Origin of the sequence: Malonomonas rubra, assembly GCF_003247215.1 — a bacterium.
GTDB lineage: Bacteria > Desulfobacterota > Desulfuromonadia > Desulfuromonadales > Geopsychrobacteraceae > Malonomonas > Malonomonas rubra_A.
On sequence record NZ_QKAP01000022.1, the window covers coordinates 1 to 21,172 of the forward strand.

The window sequence follows — 21,172 nt, forward strand, 5'->3', positions numbered from 1 at the left end:
CAGAAGCCCGCATCCATGAATACCTTGATGATCCCCTCGTCCAAAGCATCCTGAAAAATTTTCGGCGTCGCCGGAGAAACGATGCCACGCACCGAATCGGCGATGGTCTTGCCTTTAAGTACTTCGGCCGCTTGGCGTAAATCCTCGATCCGGCCGTTGGTGCAGCTGCCGATGTAGATCTGGTCGACCTTAGTGCCAGCCATCTCCGACACAGCCTTTACACAATCCGGTTTGTAATCGTATGTGACCTGCGGTTCCAGGCTGGAGACATCGATATCGAGTACCTTGTCGTAGCTGGCGTCATCATCGGAAACCCACTTACCGTACTCCTCAAGCGCCTCTTCCTTGCTGGTAAACTCATCCTGAATGAAAGGCCAGAGATATTCGACAGTGGTCATATCCGGCATGCAGACGCCGGAGGTACCGCCCGCCTCAATCGCCATATTGCAGAGAGTCATGCGCGCTTCCATACTCATCGCATCGACAATCGGACCGCGGAACTCAATGACCCTGTCGGTGGCACCGTTAACACCGAGCTGACCGATGACGTAGAGGATTACATCTTTAGCCACGACGCCCCGCGGCAGAGTACCGTTCAGGTTAACGCGGATCGTCGCCGGCTCGCGGAAGGAGCAGACCCCCTTCAAAATACCGACTTCCAGGTCGGTGGTACCGACGCCAGCGGCGAAAGCACCGAAAGCACCGTGGGTACAAGTGTGGCTGTCTCCCATGATAACAGTGAATCCGGGGCGAATGTAGCCCTTCTCCGGGAAGATCGCATGGCAGACGCCATTGCGCCCGACATCGAAGAAGTCAGGAATATCGTGGCGACGAGCCCATTCGCGCAGGATAAGAGCCTGCGTGGCGGTCTTGCTGTCCTTGGCCGGAGTAACATGGTCGATGACCACCTTGATCTTGTCTTTATTGAATACCCGGTCCTTACCCCGCCACTCCAGATCGGCGATCGCCACCGGGGTGGTGATTTCGTGACAGAGTACCCGATCGAGACTGAGGACCTTGGTCCCCTCGAACGGCTCATCCTTGAGATGGGCGTCAAAAATTTTTTCCGCTAACGTCTTACCCATGAGTTTCTACTCTCCTGTTTTTAATGCCAACAATCCGGACTAAACTGATTCCTGTGTCCGTTGAGCAATACTGGCGATCTTGTTCAGCGCATTGATGTAGGCTTTGGCGCTGGCAACGATAATATCAGAATGTGCTCCCTGCCCCAACACTTCACGGCCTTCATGGTTTTTCAGACGCACCGAACATTCCCCCTGTGCATCGGTCCCACCGGTGATAGCACCAACCGAGAAGTTGAGCAAGGGGTAATCGGTTCCGGTCAGTTGCTTGATCGCCTTGAAAGTAGCGTCAACCGGGCCGTCACCCATCACTGCGGTCTTCTTCATTTCACCTTCCACCTCCAGCTCAACAGTTGCGGTCGGAGCAGCAAAAGAGCCGGAACTGACGTTCATCTGCTTCAGCTTGTAGGTTTCAGAGATACGCATGACTTCGTCGGCAACGATGGCATCCAGATCTTCGTCAAAAATCTCTTTCTTCATGTCAGCCAGAGCTTTGAAGCGAACAAAAGCCTTTTCGATCTCTGCTTTATTCAGATCGTAGCCAAGCTCCTTGAGGCGATCAATAAAAGCATGACGACCGGAGTGCTTGCCGAGAACCAGTTTGTTGGCGTTGAGACCGATCGACTCGGGGGTCATGATCTCGTAGGTTTCCTTGTTCATCAATACGCCGTGCTGGTGGATTCCTGCCTCATGCGCAAAAGCATTAGCACCGACAATCGCCTTGTTCTGCTGCACTTGAATACCGGTAATGGTAGTCAACAGCTTGCTCGACGGCATGATCTGCTCGGTAACAACATCACAGGCATATGGGAGGATGTCATGACGGGTACGCAGGCTCATCACAACCTCTTCGAGCGAACAGTTCCCGGCCCGTTCGCCGATTCCGTTGATGGTACATTCCACCTGCCGCGCACCAGCCTGTACCGCCGCCAGCGAGTTAGCCACCGACAGGCCGAGGTCGTTGTGGCAGTGTACCGAGATAATTGCATCATTGATATTCGGCACATTCTGCTTCAGATAGCTGATGATCTTAGTGAACTCCGACGGAATTGTGTAACCGACGGTGTCCGGGATATTGACCGTGGTCGCGCCGGCTTCGATAACCGCCTGAACCACCTGAGCCAGGAACGACAGACGGGTCCGCGCGGCGTCCTCGCAGGAAAATTCGACGTTCGGAGTATAACCGGCAGCACGCTTGACGGCAGCGACAGCGGCATCGATGACCTGCTGCTCGCTCATCTTCAGTTTATGCTGCATATGAATATCACTGGTCGCGATGAAAGTGTGAATCCGACCACGCTCACCGGCATACTTGAGCGCCTCCCAAGCCCGGTCGATATCCATATCTGCGGCGCGAGAGAGCCCTGCGATCTGCGGTCCCTTGATGGTCTGGGCGATCTTTTTTACCGCTTGGAAATCACCTTCGGAGGCGATCGGAAAACCGGCCTCCATAACATCTACGTTGAGCTTTTCCAGCTGATGAGCGATGCGCAGTTTTTCTTCGATATTCATGCTGGCGCCGGGAGACTGTTCTCCGTCACGCAAAGTAGTGTCGAAAATAATGATTTTTTCTTTTTGACTCATGGCCTCATCCCCTTCTCTCGTGGAACCTACCGGTCAATACCGGGGCAGTTCTTATCCGTGAAAATCTTTAACTTTAGTTTTTTCGGTTGCAGGTCACCTAGGTCTGATTCCACTAAGAACCACCCCCTTTCATCATCCTGTTTAAGATTTTACGCAGAAAACAAAAAAACTCCCGCGCCTGTAACATCCGTACAGGGGCGAGAGCTGAAATGCTTCGCGGTACCACCCTGATTCGACTTCACAAATTCCCCGTGAAATCCTTCATTGGCCCTTTACGCAGGCTCACGACAGAAACTAACCGGCGGCTTCATCTCTGTAGCTCCGAGGCGAGTTCGGCGTCTTTCCGTACCGGCTCACAGCGACCGCCGGCTCTCTGGAACGGAAAGGAGAGCTTACTACTCCTCTTCAACGCTTTTCATGTAAAAACCGATTCAACCGGAAATGCGACCTCAAGTCAAGTCGATTTTATAACCGAATATTTCCATTTTATCTTTTTTGAAGATATCGAATCTATATATCCTCAGGAAAACAGCTACAGCAGCTCCTCTTTTTTGCCCCGCCGCCATCGATACAGGTATTCGAGCGGTCCGGAAACCAGATAGACCATGCCGATGACAAACAGCATAACTTCCGGTTTGGCAACGATCAGAATCATGGCCATGATCGCCCCGACCAGCAAGCGAAACGGCTGTCGTTTGAACAGATCAGGATCTTTAAGGGAAAAGTACTTGATTTTGCTGACCATCAAAAATGCCAGTAGAAAAACCAGAAACACCACCGATACTTTTTTGATGGTTCCGGTCCCGCCCAACTCGAAAAATAGCAACACGCAGGTCGCGACAATACATGCCGCCGCCGGTATAGGCAGGCCGACAAAACGTTTCGACTCCACGGTATCGACTTGCACATTAAAACGGGCCAGCCGTAAAGCTCCACAAACCACGTAGAGGAACGCAGCCAGCCAACCAAGCTTGCCAAACGGCTTGAGCGCCCAAGCGTACATCAACACCCCAGGGGCGACGCCGAAAGCAACCACATCGGCAAGCGAGTCCATCTCAACGCCAAATTTGCTGGTGGTGCCGGTCAAACGCGCTACCTTACCGTCCAGCCCATCAAGGATGGCGGAAAGGAAGATGAACCAGGCGGCACGGACAAAATTACCGTCGGTCGAGGCGATAATGACATAAAAACCAGCAAACAGACTCCCCGCTGTAATCAAATTCGGCAGGACATACACCCCTTTGCGGAGGTTTTCCCGCTTATCGGTTTTGGTCGGTTGTTCTAGTAACAAGGCAATTTCCCCAGAATCGTTTCGCCGGCGACGGTCTTTTCGCCGAGTCTGATTTCAACCTCGCTCCCTTGCGGGAAGTAAATATCGACGCGTGAACCGAAACGGATCAGCCCATAGCGCATACCACGTTCCAGCGTATCGCCGATCACCGGGTAAGTCACGATTCGCCGGGCAACCAGACCGGCAATCTGTACAAACAGAATTCGACTGCCCTGTGCAGTTTCCAGCAGAATCCCACCCTGCTCGTTGCACTTGGCCGCCTTATCGAGCGAGGCATTCAGAAACTCGCCCTTCTGGTAGTACATCTCGATCACTTTGCCGCTACAGGGAGCCCGGTTCACGTGAACATTGAAAACGTTCATAAAGATGCTGACCTTGGTTACCCGCTCTTTAAAATAACGGGGCTCATTGACATCGCCGACAAATATTACTTTGCCATCCGCCGGCGCCACTACCAGATCGCGCCCTTCCGGGACAACCCGCTCCGGATTACGGAAAAAATAGACCGCAAACAGGGTCAACGCAAGCATGATAAGGGTCAAAAAGCTCCAGCCGATCATGGCACAGACCAGAGTGACAAAGCCGAACAGTCCGATAAATGGATAGCCTTCAACCGCTATCGGTTTATTTTGATTTCGCATTCTTCATCTCTTTTGTGACGTAAAAAGGGCAATCGCAACGACCGCCCTTTTTACCACAATCTAACCGAATTGATTTAGCCAAATCAATTCTTAGACTTATCAACAATCTTCTGAATCCAAGGCATCATGCTGCGCAGATTCTCGCCGACCTGCTCGATCGGGTGCGCGGCGTTGAGACGACGGCGGGCGGTCATCTCCGGGTAATTGGTCTGCCCCTCGAGGATAAAGCGCTTGGCGTACTCACCATTCTGGATGTTGGTCAGACACTCCTTCATAGCCTTGCGGCTTTCATCGTTGATCACCTTCGGACCGGTGACGTATTCGCCATACTCGGCGTTGTTGGAGATCGAGTAGTTCATGTTGGCGATGCCGCCCTCGTACATCAGATCTACGATCAGCTTAAGCTCGTGCAAACACTCGAAGTAAGCCATCTCCGGTGCATAACCTGCCTCGGTCAGGGTCTCGAAACCTGCCTTAACCAGCTCGACCGCACCACCACAGAGAACCGCCTGCTCACCGAACAAGTCGGTTTCGGTCTCGTCCTTGAAGGTGGTTTCGATGATGCCGGTACGGCCACCGCCGACGCCGCTGGCGTAGGACATGGCGACCTGCTTGGCTTTGCCGGTCGCGTCCTGGAAGACCGCTATCAGGTCAGGGATTCCTCCGCCCTTGACGAACTCGGAGCGGACCGTGTGACCCGGAGCCTTCGGTGCGATCATGATTACATCGAGGTCAGTACGCGGCACAATCTGGTTATAGTGGATGGCAAAACCGTGGGCGAACGCGAGGGTCGCACCCTGCTTCAGGTTCGGCTCGATCTCTTCAGCATAAAGCTGAGACTGGAACTCATCCGGGGTAAGAATCATCACCAGGTCAGCCTGGGCAACCGCCTCAGCAACCTGCTTGACCTGCAGTCCATGAGCTTCGGCTTTGGCAACCGAAGAAGAATCACTGCGCAGGCCAACTGTAACATCGACACCGGAGTCCTTCAGGTTACATGCATGGGCATGTCCCTGGGAACCGTAACCGATGATCGAAACCTTCATCCCCTGAATGATGGAGAGGTCAGCATCCTTATCGTAATAAACTGGCATTGTTTGCATCGATATTTCCTCCTGAAAAATTATCCCGTTACGGCAGCCTTGGCTACCGAAAAAGGTGAAAGCCAAACGGTTGATCCTTATAGCACAGAGCCTTTGTCGAGGCAAAGCCTTAACAACCAACCAATTAACAGTTGTTTGATATAAACAAACTAGCCGGTTACCCCTTTGGCTCCGCGCCCCATAACGATCGGACCGGAGCGGACAATCTCCTTGATCCCCATCGGCCGCAACAGTTCGATCAGACCGTCAATCTTGGCCGGGGCGCCGGTAATTTGAATGGTATAGGTTTTCGGCGTGACATCGACCACGCTGGCACGGAAGATATCGACAATCCGCAGCGCCTCGGCACGCGAATCAGCTTCGGCGTTGACCTTGATCAGTGCCAGCTCCCGTTCGACATAGGCCTCCCCGGTGAAATCAACTACCTTAATGGTCGAGATCAGCTTGTTCAGCTGTTTGTTGATCTGCTCGAGAATGCGATCGTCACCGGTCGTCACCAGGGTCATCCGCGAGATGTTCGGCTCCAAAGTCGGCGCTACAGACAAACTCTCGATATTGAACCCCCGACCGGAAAAAAGTCCCGAAATCCGCGATAGCACCCCAAATTCATTTTCCACCAACACAGAAATTGTATGCTTCATCTTCTAGATCCTCTCTATAAAAATCCAACTGGCAAGCTAAGAAGCCAGAACCATTTCATGAATCCCTTTACCGGCCGGAACCATGGGCAGCACGTTCTCCTCGCGCGCGACCTTAAACTCCATCAGTACCGGCCCAGGGGTCTCCAACGCTTTTTTGATGGTGCCCTCAACGTCGCTCACCTTCTCGCAACGCAAACCGGCGGCGCCATAGGCCTCGGCCAATTTAACGAAGTCGATCGGCAGCTCCATGCAGGTTTGACTGTAACGCTTGTCGAAGAACATCTGCTGCCACTGCCGGACCATGCCAAGGAAGTTGTTGTTGAGAATGGCGATCTTGACCGGCAGTCGGTACTGCACCAAGGTCGCCAGCTCCTGCGAGTTCATCTGGAAGGAGCCGTCACCGGAGATATCAACCACCTGGCGGCCAGGAAAGGCCACTTGGGCGCCAAGAGCCGAAGGAAGACCGAAACCCATGGTCCCCAGGCCTCCCGAGGTCAAAAAGGTGCGCGGATGACGGAACTGGAAGAACTGCGCGGTCCACATCTGGTGCTGTCCGACCTCAGTAGAAATAATGGCGTCATCAGCGGTCAATTCACGAATCTTCTCGATAACAAATTGTGGTTTGATAATCGTGTCTGATTGTTTGTAAGCCATCGGGTGGGTCTGCTTCCACTCACCAATGATGGCCCTCCAATCGGCTGTATTCTCAGCCAGTTTAGCCAATTCATCCGGCGATTCAGCTAGATTCTCGCCCAGTTTGCCAAGAACATCCTTCAGATCCCCAACGATCGGCAGGTCTACGGCGACATTCTTTTTGATCGAGGTCGGATCGATATCGATATGGATCACCTTCGACTTCTTAGCAAAGGCATCGATCCGACCGGTAACCCGGTCATCAAAACGGGCGCCAACCGCAATCAGCAGATCACACTCGGTGACCGACATATTCGCATAAAAGGTCCCGTGCATGCCGAGCATCCCCAGTGCCAAGGGGTGATTCTGCGGAAACCCGGACATGGCCATCAGGGTCGTGGTCACCGGGGTCTGGGTCATCTCCGACAGCTTGATCAGCTCCTCATTGGCTGCCGACAGGTTAATACCGCCGCCGACATAGAGAACCGGCCGTTTGGCCTGCAGAAACATTTTGGCCGCCTTTGCTATCTGCCGAGTATTCCCCTCGTAGGTCGGCTTATAACCACGCAGGTTGACCTTTTCCGGATACTTGTACTTGGTCTTGGCAATCTGGATATCCTTCGGGAAATCGATCAACACCGGGCCGGGACGTCCTGAGCGGGCGATATAAAAAGCTTCCTTGATGGTGCGCGCCAGATCCTTGATGTCCTGAACCAGAAAGTTGTGCTTGGTGCAGGGGCGGGTGATGCCGCACATATCGGCTTCCTGGAAAGCATCGTTACCGATCAGCGGCGTCGGCACCTGACCAGTGATGATCACCATCGGAATCGAATCCATGTAGGCAGTGGCGATCCCGGTGACGGTATTGGTGGCGCCAGGACCACTGGTTGCAATCACCACCCCAACCTTACCGGTGCTACGCGCATACCCGTCAGCAGCATGAACCGCTGCCTGTTCATGACGGGTCAGAACGTGCTCGAGCGGCGAATCGAACAGATCGTCGTAAATATTGATCACCGCACCACCAGGGTAGCCGAATACGGTATCGACCCCTTCTTTTTGCAAACTCTCCAGTAAAATCTGCGAACCGGTCAGTTCCACCTGATACTCCTCTGCAGTCGTCTCTCAAATAATCCAAATAGAACACTGGCAGTGGAAAACCGTTATCCACTGCCAGTAGAAACAGGGAGTTTAACGCCCTGAAGATATAAAAATCAATATACTTTCGAAACTTAGGTTGATTTTCTAGTCAGCCTTGCACACCGCGCCAGTACCGGCATGAGTCACAACCTTGGCGTAACGGGCCAGCCAGCCGGACTTGATCTTCGGTTCAGGCGCCTGCCATTTGGCGCGACGTTCTTCGAGAACTGCATCCGACAGATCGATCTTCAGGCTGCGGTTCGGGATATCAAGTATAATCAGATCACCGTCTTCAACCAAAGCGATCGGACCACCTTGTGCCGCTTCCGGAGAGATGTGTCCGATACAGGGGCCACGGGTACCCCCAGAGAAGCGGCCATCAGTGATCAGGGCCACCGAGTCACCAAGGCCGAGCCCCATCAGAGTTGCGGTCGGAGCCAGCATTTCGCGCATGCCGGGACCACCCTTCGGCCCTTCGTAGCGAATCACCACCACATCACCAGCGACCACCTTGCCGCCCATCAGCGCTGCCATGGCCGCCTCCTCCGAATCGTAACAACGCGCCGTGCCGCTGAAATTCATCATCTTTTCTGAAACGCCCGATTGCTTGACCACCGCACCTTCCGGGGCCAGGTTCCCCTTAAGGATGGCGATACCGCCTTCCGGACGGACCGGGTCGGAGACCGGATGCACCACTTCTTCATCGACAGACTCGACACTCGCGACGATCTGCTTGATGCTGGCACCAAGCAGGGTCGGGTTGTCGTTGATCCGGTCGCGCAGCTGATAGAGAACCGCCGGAACCCCACCAGCCGCATCCAGATCCTCCATGAAGTGGATGCCACCCGGGTTCATTGAGGCAAGTTGCGGTGTGGTACGGCCCAGCTCGTCGAAGGCATCGAGCGGTAGATCAACACCAGCCTCACGGGCGATCGACAGCAGGTGCAGGACTGTGTTGCTGGACCCCCCAAGCGCCAAATCGACGCGGATAGCGTTTTCGAAGGCTTCACGGGTCAGAATCTGCCGCGGGGTAATGTTGTTGCGTACCAGTTCGACAATCTTCTCACCGGAAGCGAAAGCGATCCGCCGTTTCAGCGAGGATACACAGGACGCAGTACCGCAACGCGGCAGGCTCATGCCCATGGTTTCGGTCAAGATCGCCATCGTGTTGGCGGTGAACAGCCCCTGACAGGAACCGGCGGTCGGGCAGGCGTTGTCCTCGCACATCATCAACTGCTTTTCATCGATCACTCCCGCCTTGTACTGTGCCATCGCCTCGAAGGTGTCGGTGACAAAGGAGAAGCGTTTCCCTTCCCGACCAGACCCGGTCTGCGACGGTCCAGCAGTCACGACGATGCAGGGAATGTCGAGGCGCGCAGCCGCCATCAGCATCCCCGGAGTAATCTTGTCGCAGTTGGTGAGCAATACCAAGCCATCGAGGCGATGTGCCTCGGCGATCGATTCCACCATGTCAGCGATCAATTCACGGGTCGGCAGCGAGTAATGCATCCCTTTATGCCCCATGGCGATACCATCGCAGACACCGGGGATTCCGAAGATAAAAGAGTAACCGCCACCGGTGTGGACCCCCTTCTCGATGAACCGCTCCAGATCACGCATTCCGGTATGGCCGGGAATCAGATCGGTAAAAGAGGAAGCGATGCCGATAAACGGCTTCTCCATCTCTTCATTCGGCACACCGGTGCTTTTCAGCAAAGCCCGGTGTGGGGTCCGTTCAAAACCTTTGGTTATTGCATCACTACGCTTTTCGCTCATTTCCGTTCACCTGTCGATTGGGCTTCACCCAAATAGAAATTCATCCAACCAATTTGGACTCTCAAAACGAAAATACAGCAAAGGGTTTAAGCGGATGCTTAAACCCTTTGCTGTATAAAACTCTTCCCGTTTATGACGATACGGGATCAGTTACTTACGGTATGAAGGATTTTTTCCATCGCATCCTTACCTGCGAGTTTCATCTTCTTGACTTTATTTTTTTCTAGCTCTTCCTGGGTAGACAAGAAAGGTTTTTTATCGTATTCGGTTAACTGTTTTTCAAAAATGATGTGTTCTTCGTAGAGCATGCGGAATCGGGGATTGCTGTCGAGAAGGGTTTGCAGCACGTTCTGATCAATTTCCATTGGCACCTCCGCGTGTCAGGGTTAGAACTCATAAAACATGTTTATAGCTAATCAAAATGAGCTGCAAATGTCAATAACTGAACCTCGCAGAAAAACAAGTTAAGACTTCTTCTTATGGCCCAACTCGGCATCAGACGGTCGGATATAGATTGGCAGCAATTCCGCAGCGGTATCCACCCTCTCATGAACAAAGCCCTGCCAACCCAGCCAAGCGGCTTGTGAAGCTCGAACCTGATGTGCGGAGGCGTTTGGTAACAGAGCCTTTTCGCCCAACGCCTCGATGATTTCCTGCTGATACAGGGGGACACCATCGCCGACAAAAGCGACCTGACAATCGATCTGCTGCAGCAGATGCTGCGGCGGGAGAACCTGCGCCTCACCGACCGGTTGCGGACCTTCCTCGCTCCAGCGGAACAGTTGGCTATAGACCTCTTTTTTACGGGCATCCATAAACGCGCAGATCGGCACCGGCGACAGAGGCAGATTCATGGCCAGCATCTGCAACGAGGAAACTCCAATAACCGGTTTGGCAACGACTTGTGCCAACCCCTTGATGGTCGCTATGCCGATCCGAAGCCCGGTAAAGGATCCCGGCCCAGTCACTGCCACCAGTAGGTCGAGATCCTGCAATTGCCACCCTGTGTCGGCAAGCAACAGATCGATTTGTCTGAGCAAGTTCTCACTGTGAGTGCTACGCACATTCAGCAGCGACTCGCCAACCAGCTTCTCGCCCTGGCACAAAGCGACACTGCCGGTGAAGGAAGAACTGTCGATGGCAAGAATCTTTATGTCTGCAGAATTGCCCATCACCCCAACAGTCTGATGATATCGTTATAAAAAGCCAACACCATCAGCATCAGCAACATCGCCATACCTACCTGCTGGGCCACCTCGCGCGCACGGATCGACACCGGCCGCCGGATGATCAACTCAATCAGGTTGAAAAGGATATGGCCACCGTCGAGGATCGGGATCGGCAGCAGATTGAGTATTCCCAACTGGATTGAAATGAAGGCTAGTACCGAGAGAATTGCCGCCAAGTCTGTCTGCGCGGCTTGTCCAGCTACCTGAACGACGGTAATCGGCCCGCCGATATTCTTCGTCGAAACACTGCCACTGAACAGCTTTTGAACGAAAACGACGGTCAGTTCAATCAGCTCCCAAGTCCGTTTAGCCCCTTCCTGTAAGGCATCCACAAAACCGAAACGTTTCAGTTCGGTGGCCTGCTTCGGCGCGATACCTATCAGATAATCTCCTTCACCGTCTCGTTGTTCCGGGGTCAACTCGACCTTTACGGTTTGGCCATCCCGCTCCAGCACCACAGGCACCGATTGATTGCCGACCTCTTGCACAATCGGCCGCAAATCGTACCAGGATGTAATCCGGTGCTTGCCAATCTGCAGGATCAAATCACCTTTTTGCATACCGGCTAGTTTTGCCGGCATATTGTCGGCCATGTCGCCGATACGGGCTTCCTGCTGCGGCAAAAGCCCTAAAGCCTGCATCCCTTCCAGACTTTTGTTGTCCGCCGGGAGTTCCAATTTCAGCAACTGGCCATTCCGCTCGACTTCAAAAACAAGCGATTCCCCCGCCCCGCTGACAAATGCCCGGTTGGTGTCGTTCCAAGTGGCAACCGATCGCTGGTTGACACTGACAACGCAATCTTCAGCTGCAAATCCACCACTGGCCGCTTCGGAATCAGCGAGTACATGGCCGACACATGGCGGCTGGTCGATGTAACTCGGCATCTGCACACCGACCATGAAGGAGACCGGCAGAATCAGAAACGGCAGAATCAGGTTCATCAGCGGCCCGGCGGAAACAATCGCCAAACGCCGCGAAACCGGTTTGTCGGCAAATGAGCGCTTCCGCTCCTCAGCAGTCAACTCAGCCGCTTCACCCTGCTCGCCGCTTCCTTCGCCGAGCATCTGGACATAGCCGCCGAGGGGGATGGCACAGATCAGATACTCGGTTTCTCCCCACTGCTTGGAAACCAACTTCGGTCCGAAACCGAGGGAAAATTTCAGGACTTTAACACCACACCACTTGGCGACACAAAAATGGCCTAATTCGTGAACGAAAACCAGTATTCCGAGCATTAGAATACCGGCGATTACGGTAGTCATTTGAGACCTCCATCAATCAAGTTTCTTGCCTCCTGACGACCCCATAAATCAGCCTGCAACACCCGGTCGATGGTTGTCAGTTGCTCTGGATGATGACGCTTCATCACCGCCTCGATCAGCTCCGGGATACCGAGAAAACTGATCCGCTGTTGCAAAAAGGCCTCGACCGCCACCTCATTGGCTGCGTTCATTACAGCCGGCAGGCTGCCGCCAACCTCCATCGCCTCGTAGGCCAGCCGCAAACAGGGGAACTGCTGCAAGTCGGGCTCAGCAAAAGTCAAGCTTCCGGCCTGTGTCAAGCTAAGCGGCTTCTGCTCAAGTGGTAGCCGTTGCGGCCAGGAGAGAGCGTAAGCGATCGGTGTTTTCATGTCAGGAACCCCGAGCTGCGCTATCACCGCACCATCCCAGTATTCGACCATCGAGTGGACAATACTTTCCGGATGGATATGCACGGCGATCTGTTCACCTGGCACGCCAAACAACCAGTGCGCTTCGATCACCTCCAAGCCTTTATTCATCATGGTTGCAGAATCGATCGAAATTTTCTGCCCCATATCCCAGTTCGGATGTGCCAAGGCATCTGCAGGGGTGACCGACGAGAGCTGTTCCAGGTCGTGCTTCCGGAAAGGCCCCCCCGAAGCGGTCAGGATCAAGCGGCGGATATCTTCCTTGCGCTGCCCGGCCAGTGACTGGAAAATAGCTGAATGTTCGCTATCGACCGGAATCATGCAGCAACCCTGCCGCTCTACTTCAGCCATCACCAGGGAACCTGCCGCTACCAGGGTCTCCTTGTTCGCAAGGGCAACATCCTTGCCGGCCTTGATCGCAGCCATGGTTGGAACCAGACCGGCGGCGCCGACGATCGCGGCAACGACCATCTGTGCATCGTGGCAGGTAGCACACTGAATCAATCCTTCGATCCCGCAGACAATCTGGACATCAAGCCCCTTAAGACCTGCAGACAACCTTTCCGCACCCTGTTCCGTCGCAACGGCGACTATTTTGGGCCGGAAACGCTCAACCTGCTTCAACAACAGGTCGATATTCTTTCCTGCCGACAGCGCCACAACCTTGTAACGATCGGGAAATGCTTCGATAATCTGCAGCGTACTGACGCCGATGGAGCCGGTTGAACCGAGAATAGTCAGGTTTTTCATTATTTCACTCACCCACCATACCCATACCTGGCGAGGCAATAAACAACGGGAAAAGCAAACAACAGGCTATCGAGTCGATCGAGCAAGCCACCGTGGCCGGGGATCAGCGTGCCGGAATCCTTTACGCCGCAGGCTCGCTTCAGCAACGACTCGAACAGGTCTCCCAGTTGGCCTACAACACCGAGCAGCAGGCCGACTGCAATACCGTCCCAAACCCCGATCATCGGCAAAAAAGTCAATCCGGCCAGTTCAACTACCAGCACCGAGCCGAGCAAACCACCGACCCCCCCCTCGACACTTTTGTTCGGGCTGACTGCGGGGTAGAGCTTATGCTTTCCCAGTTTGCTACCAACAAAATAGGCGCAGCTATCACAGACCATTATCACCAATAGTGTTAGAAAAATCCATGCACGCCCATTCGGCTGATAACGCAATTCGACCAGATGCCCAACAAGAAAGGGCAAATAAAAAAAGCCGAGGCAAAGCCAACCGAGGCGATGGTGAACCGCGGAGAGTTCTGAAAAACGGAATAGAAAGAACAGGCCCAAGATCAGAATTGCTCCCCCGAATAGGGGTAACAACAACTCATGACGCTGCATATAGAGAAGAGGGATGCTTAGGGCACCGGCCCCCGCCGCCACCCACTGCTCAACGACATTATTTTCCGCTAGGCCCATCCGGTTGAACTCAATAAGGGCCAAGAACAGTACTACGGCGAGAAACAATGAAAAGATCAACGAATTGGCAAAGGCGACCAACAGTATCAGCAGCGGTATGACAACCGCTGCAGTCACAATACGCTGTTTAATGGCTCTCTCCTTCCGACAGATCGGACCCCGACGTCATCAGCTGATCATCAGTCAAACCGAAACGCCGCTTTCGCTGTCGGTAGTCCTCAAGGGCCCGGTGCAATTCCTGCGCATCAAAATCGGGCCACAATACATCAGTAAAATAAAGTTCGGCATAGGCCACCTGCCAGAGCAGGAAATTACTAATCCGCTTCTCCCCGCTGGTGCGGATCAGCAGATCCGGCTCCGGGATTCCCTGCGTATCAAGAAATTGAGCAAACAGATCATCATCGACAGTTTGCAGATCAAGCCCCGCAGAGACCTTCTCCGCCAATTGCTTTGCCGCCCGCAGGATTTCATCCCGACCGCCGTACGATAACGCCAACACCATGGTCAGCGCGCTCCCTCCAGCAGTATCGGCTTCGGCTTCGGTCAATGCCCGCCGTACCGATGCAGATAAACGGCTACGATCGCCAATCACCCGCAGGCGAATGCTCCCATCCAGCATCTTCTGCCGCTGCGAAGCGAGAAACTGCAACAACAATTCCATCAGCGCGTCCACTTCCTGCTGCGGACGACCCCAGTTCTCGGAACTGAATGCAAACAGGCTTAAGTAGCGGATGCCAACCTGCAAGCACTCGTCAACAACCTTAACGACGGTCTGCACCCCCTGTTGATGGCCGGCAATCCTCGGCAAACCCTGTTTTTTGGCCCAGCGTCCGTTACCGTCCATGATAACGGCCAGATGCTGTAGCGGAGCACAATTCTCTTTTACTTGTTCAGACATTCCCAGCCTACCCCTCGAAAAACATAAGCTGGAAAATTAGCATGATTTCCGCCTTAACAGCAAGAATGGAAAAAGCTCGCCAATAAAAAAGGGGACACCCGAAGGCATCCCCTTACAAAACTGACCAATAATCGCTTAATCGACGATCGCATTTACCGGACAGCTGTCTACACAGGCGCGGCACTCGGTGCACTCGTCAGTAATCGTATAAGTTTCTCCAGATTCAACGATCGCCCCCAGTGGACAAGTGTCAACACAAGTTCCACAGGCAATACATTCTTCGTTAATCTTCAAAGCCATTCGCTGTTACCTCCACATAAATTACAGACCGTCGAAGATCAGATCTCCATGACCTCTTCTTCTTTTTTTTGCACTACCGAATCAATCGTGTCGACAAATTCGTCGGTCACCTGCTGAACCTCCTTTTCGCCACGCTTCAACTCGTCTTCGGTAATTTCTTTTTCTTTTTCCAGCAGTTTCAGGGTGTCATTTGCATCACGGCGGGCATTTCTAACCGAGATCTTGGCGTCCTCGCCCATCCGCTTGATGATCTTCACCATCTCCTTGCGGCGTTCTTCCGTCAGTGCCGGCACCGGCAAACGGATCAACTGACCATCAGAGGACGGTGTCAGCCCGAGATCCGCCTTGAAAAGCGCCTTTTCAATTTCCGGAATCAGGTTTTTCTCCCAGGGCTGCACAGTGATCAAGCGCGGCTCAGGTGCAGACAGAGTTGCAACCTGGTTCAGTGGGGTCGGCACACCGTAATAATCAACCCGCACATCATCAAGCAGAGTAGTTGTTGCCCGTCCGGTACGGACCTTGGTCATCTCTTTTTTCAATGCCTTGACAGCCTTATCCATGGCTGACCGGGCCTCACTCATGACTTCATCTATCATCCTGCATCACCTCCCTTGACAATTGTACCGATCTCTTCACCGCGAACAACCTTCTGAATATTGCCGCGCTGGGTCAGATCGAAAATGATCATCGGCAGATTATTATCCATGCAAAGCGAAGTCGCCGTCGCATCCATTACTTGCAATCCTTGCTGCAACACTTCGAGATAGGTCAGGGTCGGCAGTTTCACAGCATCGCTGTTCTTTTTCGGGTCGGACGTGTAGACGCCATCGACCTTGGTTGCCTTAAGGATAACTTCGGCATTGATTTCCATCGCCCGCAAACTGGCGGCCGTATCGGTCGTGAAATAAGGGTTGCCGGTACCGGCACTGAAAATCACCACCCGCCCCTTTTCCAGGTGGCGAACCGCCCGGCGCCGGATGTACGGCTCGGCGATCTGCTGCATCTCGATCGCTGACTGGACCCGCGTCACAACCCCCTGCTTTTCTAAGGCGTCCTGCATCGCCAGGCTGTTCATAACAGTGGCGAGCATTCCCATATAATCGGCACTAGCCCGATCCATCCCTTTGGAGGAGGCGGCAAGACCCCGAAAGATATTGCCACCACCAATAACCAAAGCAACCTGAACGCCAAGATCGACTATTTCCTTGATTTCAGCAGCAATCGAAGTGATCACATCCGGGTCGATTCCATAGCCCTGCTCGCCGGCAAGGGCTTCACCACTTAGTTTCAGAAGAACACGTTGGTACTTGATCGCCACGTCAGGCTCCTGCAGATCGGGGTTTTACTTGCTCAAGGCAGCAACTTCGGCCGCGAAATCATCTTCCTTCTTTTCGATACCTTCACCGAGTTGGTAGCGAGCATAACTGTTCAGCTTGATTTCGGTACCGAGTTCCTTGGCCAGAGCCTCGACCACTTTGCCGACTTTTTGGTCCGGATCGATGACGAAAGCCTGCTCGATCAAGCAAACCTCACCGAAGTACTTGTTGATCTGACCGGTAATGATCTTCTCAACGATATTTTCCGGTTTGCCGCTGTCGAGAGCCTTGACGCGCATAATCTCTTTTTCCTTGTCAATCACTGCGGAAGGCACGCTGTCGCGATTCAGGTACTGGGGAGCGGCTGCGGCGACATGCATGGCAATCTGACGACCCAGCTCAGCAACCTTCTCGTCGGTCGATTCAGTCTGCAGTTCAACCAGAACCCCTATTTTCCCGGCACCATGGACGTAATCAGCGACAACCCCTTGGCCGGCGTCAATCCGCTCAAAGCGACGGATATCCATGTTCTCACCGATGGTGGCGATCTGGTGGGTCAGCTCTTCGCTGACGGTACGACCGGTTTCGGGATAAGTGAGCCCTTTCAGAGCTTCAACGTCAGCGGCAACGTTAGCCGCCACGACCCGGCCGATGCCTGCAGCGAAAGCCTTAAAGGCATCGTTTTTAGCAACGAAGTCGGTCTCGGCATTGACTTCGACCAGCGCACCGACCGTTCCTTCGGAAACGGCAACAACCATCCCCTCGGCGGCAACCCGACCAGATTTCTTGGCAGCAGCGGCAAGACCTTTTTTCCTCAGAAAATCGACCGCTTCCTCCATGTTGCCGGCCGTTTCGGTCAAGGCTTTTTTGCAATCCATCATGCCAGCGCCGGTCTTCTTACGCAGTTCCGATACCATCGCAGCTGTAATACTCACATTTTCCTCCATAGTGTTGACGGGCATCGCACCCGTAAATTTAGGTGTTAAAGCAACGGCCGGACCGAAGCCCGGCCGCCGGCCTATGCATTTTCACTGTTATTAGTAAAGATTAGGCTATTCATCAGCGGGGGTCGCTTCAGCTGCCGGAGTCTCTTCCACCGAGGCAGGTGCTGCCTCAGCAACTTGATCATCCTGTCCTTCCGCTTCAGTCTGCTTCTGATCCTTGCGACGCTGGCCACCTTCGATACAGGCATCAGCCATTTTGCTAGCGAACAGGCGGATGGCGCGAATCGCATCATCGTTCCCCGGAATGATGTAATCGATATTGTCCGGATCGCAGTTGGTATCTACAACAGCCACAACCGGGATTCCCAGCTTGTTGGCTTCCTGAACGGCGATCGCTTCCTTTTTCGGGTCGATGATAAAAACCGCTGCCGGCAGCTTGCTCATATTCTTGATGCCGCCGAGGTTCTTCTCCAGCTTCTCGCGCTCGCGCTCCAGCTGCAGGGCCTCTTTCTTGGTGTACTGCTCGATGGTGCCATCAGTACCCATTGCTTCGATCTTCTTCAAGCGATCAATGCTCTGCTTGATGGTGGCAAAGTTGGTCAACATACCGCCGAGCCAGCGGTTGTTGACGTAATATTGCTCAGCACGCATCGATTCTTCAAGGATGGCATCCTGTGCCTGCTTCTTAGTGCCAACAAAGAGAACCTTTTCGCCATTAGCGACGGTATCCTGAATAAACTGATAGGCGGTCTTGAAATAACGAACGGTCTTCTGCAAGTCGACGATGTAGATACCGTTACGGGCACCGAATATGTAAGGCTTCATTTTCGGGTTCCAGCGCTTGGTCTGGTGACCGAAGTGAACGCCGGCTTCGAGCAGTTGTTTCATGGTGATTTGGGCCATCTGATTTTACTCCTTTTTCTGGTTTAAATCCTCCGCCCCAGTCTTTTCTGCCAGGCCTCCGGTGTTGATCGAGAACCATCCTGAACAGATCCTGAAGCGTGCGTAGTAAATAACTGCACGGGTATAACACTCAAGCGAGTTCCAAGCAAGTGAAATTTTCCAAATTGGGCAGCAATCCTTTATCCCATTCTAAGCGCTATTTTCCGCAACCAGACATGGTTTACCTTATTTACAGATGTGAGCCGCTGTACTAACATGCGCCACCATGTCGAGCCTACGTATTCATCGTTATATCAGTCGTGAGATCAGTGTTCCGGTCGTCCTGAGCTTGCTGATTTTCACCTTTGTCCTGCTGATGGGACGCATCCCAAAACTGACCGAACTTGTGGTCAGCAAAGGGGTACCGAGCCGAGAGATCATTCAACTATTCAGCTACCTGATGCCGACCTTTTTCAGCATCACGATGCCACTCTCTTTCTTGCTCGGCATCCTGCTCGCCTTCGGTCGCTTGTCGGCCGACAGCGAATTCATCGCCCTGAAAGCTTCTGGCGTAAGTCTCTATGCGCTGCTTAAGCCGGTGCTGCTGATGGGGCTCTGTTTTTCTCTGTTGACCGGCTGGCTGACGATCATCGTCGAACCCGCCTCAAAAAGCGCCTTCCGCAGCAAACTGTTTCAGATCGCCTCAAGCAGAGCCAGCGTTGGAGTTCAGCCTGGCATCTTCAATGACAATTTTGATGGCCTGGTGTTATATACACGTGGAATGGATGAGCGACAGGGGATCATGGAAGGGGTATTCATTTCAGATGAAAGGGAGGGAGAAACACCGGCAACAATCGTCGCCAAACAAGGGCGCTTCATTCCCGACCCGAAAAACTACAGCTTGACCCTGCGCCTCAGCAATGGCACCATCCACAGGCAACCGACCGGCAAGAAAAAAGCAACCTACCAGACAGTCGGTTTCAGCACCTACGACATCAACCTCGATCTCGCCAGCCAGCTGGCCGATGAAAAGCAGCGGCACAGATCGCGCGGCGAGCTTTCCTGGTCGGAACTTAACGAGGCTTACGACGCAGCTGACAACGAAAAAGCCAAGTACAGATTCGCGGTAGAAAAACACAAGCGGGTCGCCATCGCCTTTGCCCCGATGGTCTTCGCTCTGGTCGGGGTTCCGCTCGGGCTGCAATCGAACCGCTCCGGGAAAGGCGCCGGCTTCGCCATGGCATTGGCGATCGCCCTGGTCTATTACCTACTGCTCAGCGTCGCCAGCACCCTGGCCGGCAAAGGGGCACTGCCCGCATCGGTCGCTCTATGGCTGCCGAATTTCTGTTTTCTGTTCGGCGGCAGCTACTTTCTGCACCGCACCGCCATCGAACAACCGATGTCATTTTTCAGCTGGCCGGCACGACTACTCGGACAACTCAAGCACCTGATTAGCGGCAAGGAACGGCCATGATGATTCTCAACCGGTTCCTGCTGAAACACTTTTTACGCATTCTATCCTTGAGTGTCGGGGCCTTTATCGGCATCTACCTGTTGATCGATTTTTTTGAAAAAGTCAGCGACTTCATCGACTACAAAGCATCGGCGGGCGATTACCTCACCTACCTGTTCAACAGCATTCCCTTTGTGTTTGTCCAGATACTTCCCCTGTCGATCCTCATGACGGTGGTCTTGACCCTCGGCATCCTTGGCCGGACTAATGAAGTGACTGCCATGCGTGCCTGCGGCGTCAGCCTTTGGCGGATCGTGCAACCCTTTATGCTCTTGGCACTGGGGCTCTCCATTTTGCTATTAACGCTGAATGAATTTGTCGTTCCTTTAAACGCCAGGGCATTGAACAACCTCCTCGATATCAAGCTGCAAGGCAAGCAGCAACTCAGCTTGAAACGGAACGAACTCTGGTTTCGCGACAAAAATCGAATCATCAACATCAAAGTAGCAGACCCGCAGAACCAGCGCTTACATGGAGTGACCATTTTTGAACTGGACGATTCGCCGAAAATTATCCGACGCCAAGAGGCTACGCAGGCCGATTTCAAAAACGGCCAATGGACAACAAAACAACTGACCGAAAACCGTTTCGATCCGACCTATGGTGATCTGCTGAAGATCGAGTCGCTAAGCAATCAGACCATCAACATCAACCGGAAACCGGAGGACTTTGCGCAACAGGCGGCCCAGAACGAGACCCTTAATTTCCGGCAGTTGCTGAACATGGTCAAAAAACTTGACCAGGAAGGGATCGACTCGACCAGACAACGAGTCGACATGCATAATCGACTGACCGCCCCCTTCACCTGTTTGATCATGGCCTTTCTCGGCATCCCATTTGCGCTACAGCGTGGCCGCAACAGCAACATCGCTTTGGGGATAGGACTCAGCCTCGGCATCGGTGTAATCTATTTCATCCTCCAGTCGCTGGTGAGCGCTTTCGGCTATTCCGGTGCGTTACCGCCGATCGTGGCGGCCTGGACAACCAACCTCATCTTTATACTGCTTGGCGTCTGGATGCTACTGAGCGTGAAAGAGTAGCGACCTCCTAAAAAAAAGCCCGGTCGACGTGCTGTCGACCGGGCTTTTTTGCAACGATCCTGC

General features: G+C 53.5%; 21 protein-coding genes and 1 other annotated feature. Of the genes, 2 read left to right on the forward strand and 19 right to left on the reverse strand.

The features are described from left to right. From Q7J88_RS02015 to rpsB, 19 genes are all read right to left on the reverse strand, one after another. Positions 1-1,085, reverse strand: a 1,085-nt coding sequence (locus tag Q7J88_RS02015) for a 3-isopropylmalate dehydratase large subunit (protein ID WP_303720480.1), incomplete at its 3' end; no start/stop codon positions are given. A gap of 39 nt (positions 1,086-1,124) precedes the next feature. Further along, positions 1,125-2,666: a 2-isopropylmalate synthase gene (locus Q7J88_RS02020; protein WP_303720481.1), complete on the reverse strand. Its 1,542-nt coding sequence runs from the start codon at positions 2,664-2,666 to the stop codon at positions 1,125-1,127. Positions 2,667-2,856: 190 nt separating this feature from the next. Beyond that, positions 2,857-3,084: a binding site (T-box leader), on the reverse strand. A 114-nt stretch (positions 3,085-3,198) separates the two neighbouring features. Continuing rightward, complete coding sequence (gene pssA, locus Q7J88_RS02025) at positions 3,199-3,957, reverse strand: CDP-diacylglycerol--serine O-phosphatidyltransferase (protein ID WP_303720482.1); 759 nt, start codon at positions 3,955-3,957, stop codon at positions 3,199-3,201. Beyond that, a complete protein-coding gene (locus Q7J88_RS02030) occupies positions 3,948-4,598 on the reverse strand; it encodes a phosphatidylserine decarboxylase family protein (RefSeq protein ID WP_303720483.1) in 651 nt (216 codons plus the stop codon). The genes pssA and Q7J88_RS02030 overlap by 10 nt, the downstream gene beginning before the upstream one ends. A gap of 83 nt (positions 4,599-4,681) precedes the next feature. Continuing rightward, entirely contained in the window at positions 4,682-5,692 is a 1,011-nt protein-coding gene (gene ilvC / locus Q7J88_RS02035) for a ketol-acid reductoisomerase (RefSeq protein WP_369681951.1), read from the reverse strand. A gap of 158 nt (positions 5,693-5,850) precedes the next feature. Beyond that, a complete protein-coding gene (gene ilvN, locus Q7J88_RS02040) occupies positions 5,851-6,342 on the reverse strand; it encodes an acetolactate synthase small subunit (protein ID WP_303720485.1) in 492 nt (163 codons plus the stop codon). Between the two features lie 36 nt (positions 6,343-6,378). Continuing rightward, entirely contained in the window at positions 6,379-8,076 is a 1,698-nt protein-coding gene (gene ilvB / locus Q7J88_RS02045; RefSeq protein ID WP_303720486.1) for a biosynthetic-type acetolactate synthase large subunit, read from the reverse strand. A gap of 144 nt (positions 8,077-8,220) precedes the next feature. After that, positions 8,221-9,891 (reverse strand): dihydroxy-acid dehydratase, encoded by a 1,671-nt coding sequence (gene ilvD, locus Q7J88_RS02050; protein ID WP_303720487.1) that lies wholly within the window; start codon positions 9,889-9,891, stop codon positions 8,221-8,223. A gap of 146 nt (positions 9,892-10,037) precedes the next feature. Continuing rightward, complete coding sequence (locus Q7J88_RS02055; RefSeq protein WP_303720488.1) at positions 10,038-10,256, reverse strand: DUF465 domain-containing protein; 219 nt, start codon at positions 10,254-10,256, stop codon at positions 10,038-10,040. Positions 10,257-10,355: 99 nt separating this feature from the next. Then, on the reverse strand, positions 10,356-11,063 hold the full coding sequence (tsaB, locus tag Q7J88_RS02060) for a tRNA (adenosine(37)-N6)-threonylcarbamoyltransferase complex dimerization subunit type 1 TsaB (protein WP_303720489.1): 708 nt from the start codon (positions 11,061-11,063) through the stop codon (positions 10,356-10,358). Then, positions 11,063-12,382, reverse strand: coding sequence for an RIP metalloprotease RseP (gene rseP, locus Q7J88_RS02065; RefSeq protein WP_303720490.1), 1,320 nt, complete (start codon positions 12,380-12,382; stop codon positions 11,063-11,065). The genes tsaB and rseP overlap by 1 nt, the downstream gene beginning before the upstream one ends. After that, on the reverse strand, positions 12,379-13,539 hold the full coding sequence (locus tag Q7J88_RS02070) for a 1-deoxy-D-xylulose-5-phosphate reductoisomerase (protein ID WP_303720491.1): 1,161 nt from the start codon (positions 13,537-13,539) through the stop codon (positions 12,379-12,381). Before Q7J88_RS02070 ends, rseP begins: the two co-directional genes overlap by 4 nt. 8 nt (positions 13,540-13,547) lie before the next feature. Continuing rightward, positions 13,548-14,333, reverse strand: coding sequence for a phosphatidate cytidylyltransferase (locus Q7J88_RS02075; RefSeq protein ID WP_303720492.1), 786 nt, complete (start codon positions 14,331-14,333; stop codon positions 13,548-13,550). A 10-nt stretch (positions 14,334-14,343) separates the two neighbouring features. Further along, on the reverse strand, positions 14,344-15,114 hold the full coding sequence (locus Q7J88_RS02080) for an isoprenyl transferase (protein WP_303720493.1): 771 nt from the start codon (positions 15,112-15,114) through the stop codon (positions 14,344-14,346). A 135-nt stretch (positions 15,115-15,249) separates the two neighbouring features. Next, positions 15,250-15,414: a DUF362 domain-containing protein gene (locus tag Q7J88_RS02085; protein ID WP_303720494.1), complete on the reverse strand. Its 165-nt coding sequence runs from the start codon at positions 15,412-15,414 to the stop codon at positions 15,250-15,252. A 38-nt stretch (positions 15,415-15,452) separates the two neighbouring features. Continuing rightward, positions 15,453-16,010, reverse strand: coding sequence for a ribosome recycling factor (gene frr, locus Q7J88_RS02090; RefSeq protein ID WP_303720495.1), 558 nt, complete (start codon positions 16,008-16,010; stop codon positions 15,453-15,455). Next, positions 16,007-16,732, reverse strand: coding sequence for a UMP kinase (gene pyrH / locus Q7J88_RS02095; RefSeq protein WP_303720496.1), 726 nt, complete (start codon positions 16,730-16,732; stop codon positions 16,007-16,009). The genes frr and pyrH overlap by 4 nt, the downstream gene beginning before the upstream one ends. 24 nt (positions 16,733-16,756) lie before the next feature. Continuing rightward, positions 16,757-17,665 (reverse strand): translation elongation factor Ts, encoded by a 909-nt coding sequence (tsf, locus tag Q7J88_RS02100; RefSeq protein WP_303720497.1) that lies wholly within the window; start codon positions 17,663-17,665, stop codon positions 16,757-16,759. A gap of 117 nt (positions 17,666-17,782) precedes the next feature. Next, positions 17,783-18,577, reverse strand: coding sequence for a 30S ribosomal protein S2 (gene rpsB / locus Q7J88_RS02105; RefSeq protein ID WP_303720498.1), 795 nt, complete (start codon positions 18,575-18,577; stop codon positions 17,783-17,785). A gap of 265 nt (positions 18,578-18,842) precedes the next feature. On the opposite strand from rpsB, the gene lptF reads away from it, so the two are divergent. Both lptF and lptG read left to right on the forward strand, forming a co-directional pair. Continuing rightward, complete coding sequence (lptF, locus tag Q7J88_RS02110; RefSeq protein ID WP_303720499.1) at positions 18,843-20,030, forward strand: LPS export ABC transporter permease LptF; 1,188 nt, start codon at positions 18,843-18,845, stop codon at positions 20,028-20,030. After that, the gene (gene lptG / locus Q7J88_RS02115; protein ID WP_303720500.1) at positions 20,027-21,109 is read left to right on the forward strand and encodes an LPS export ABC transporter permease LptG; all 1,083 of its coding nucleotides are present in this window, start codon (positions 20,027-20,029) and stop codon (positions 21,107-21,109) included. The genes lptF and lptG overlap by 4 nt, the downstream gene beginning before the upstream one ends. Positions 21,110-21,172 lie beyond the last annotated feature (63 nt).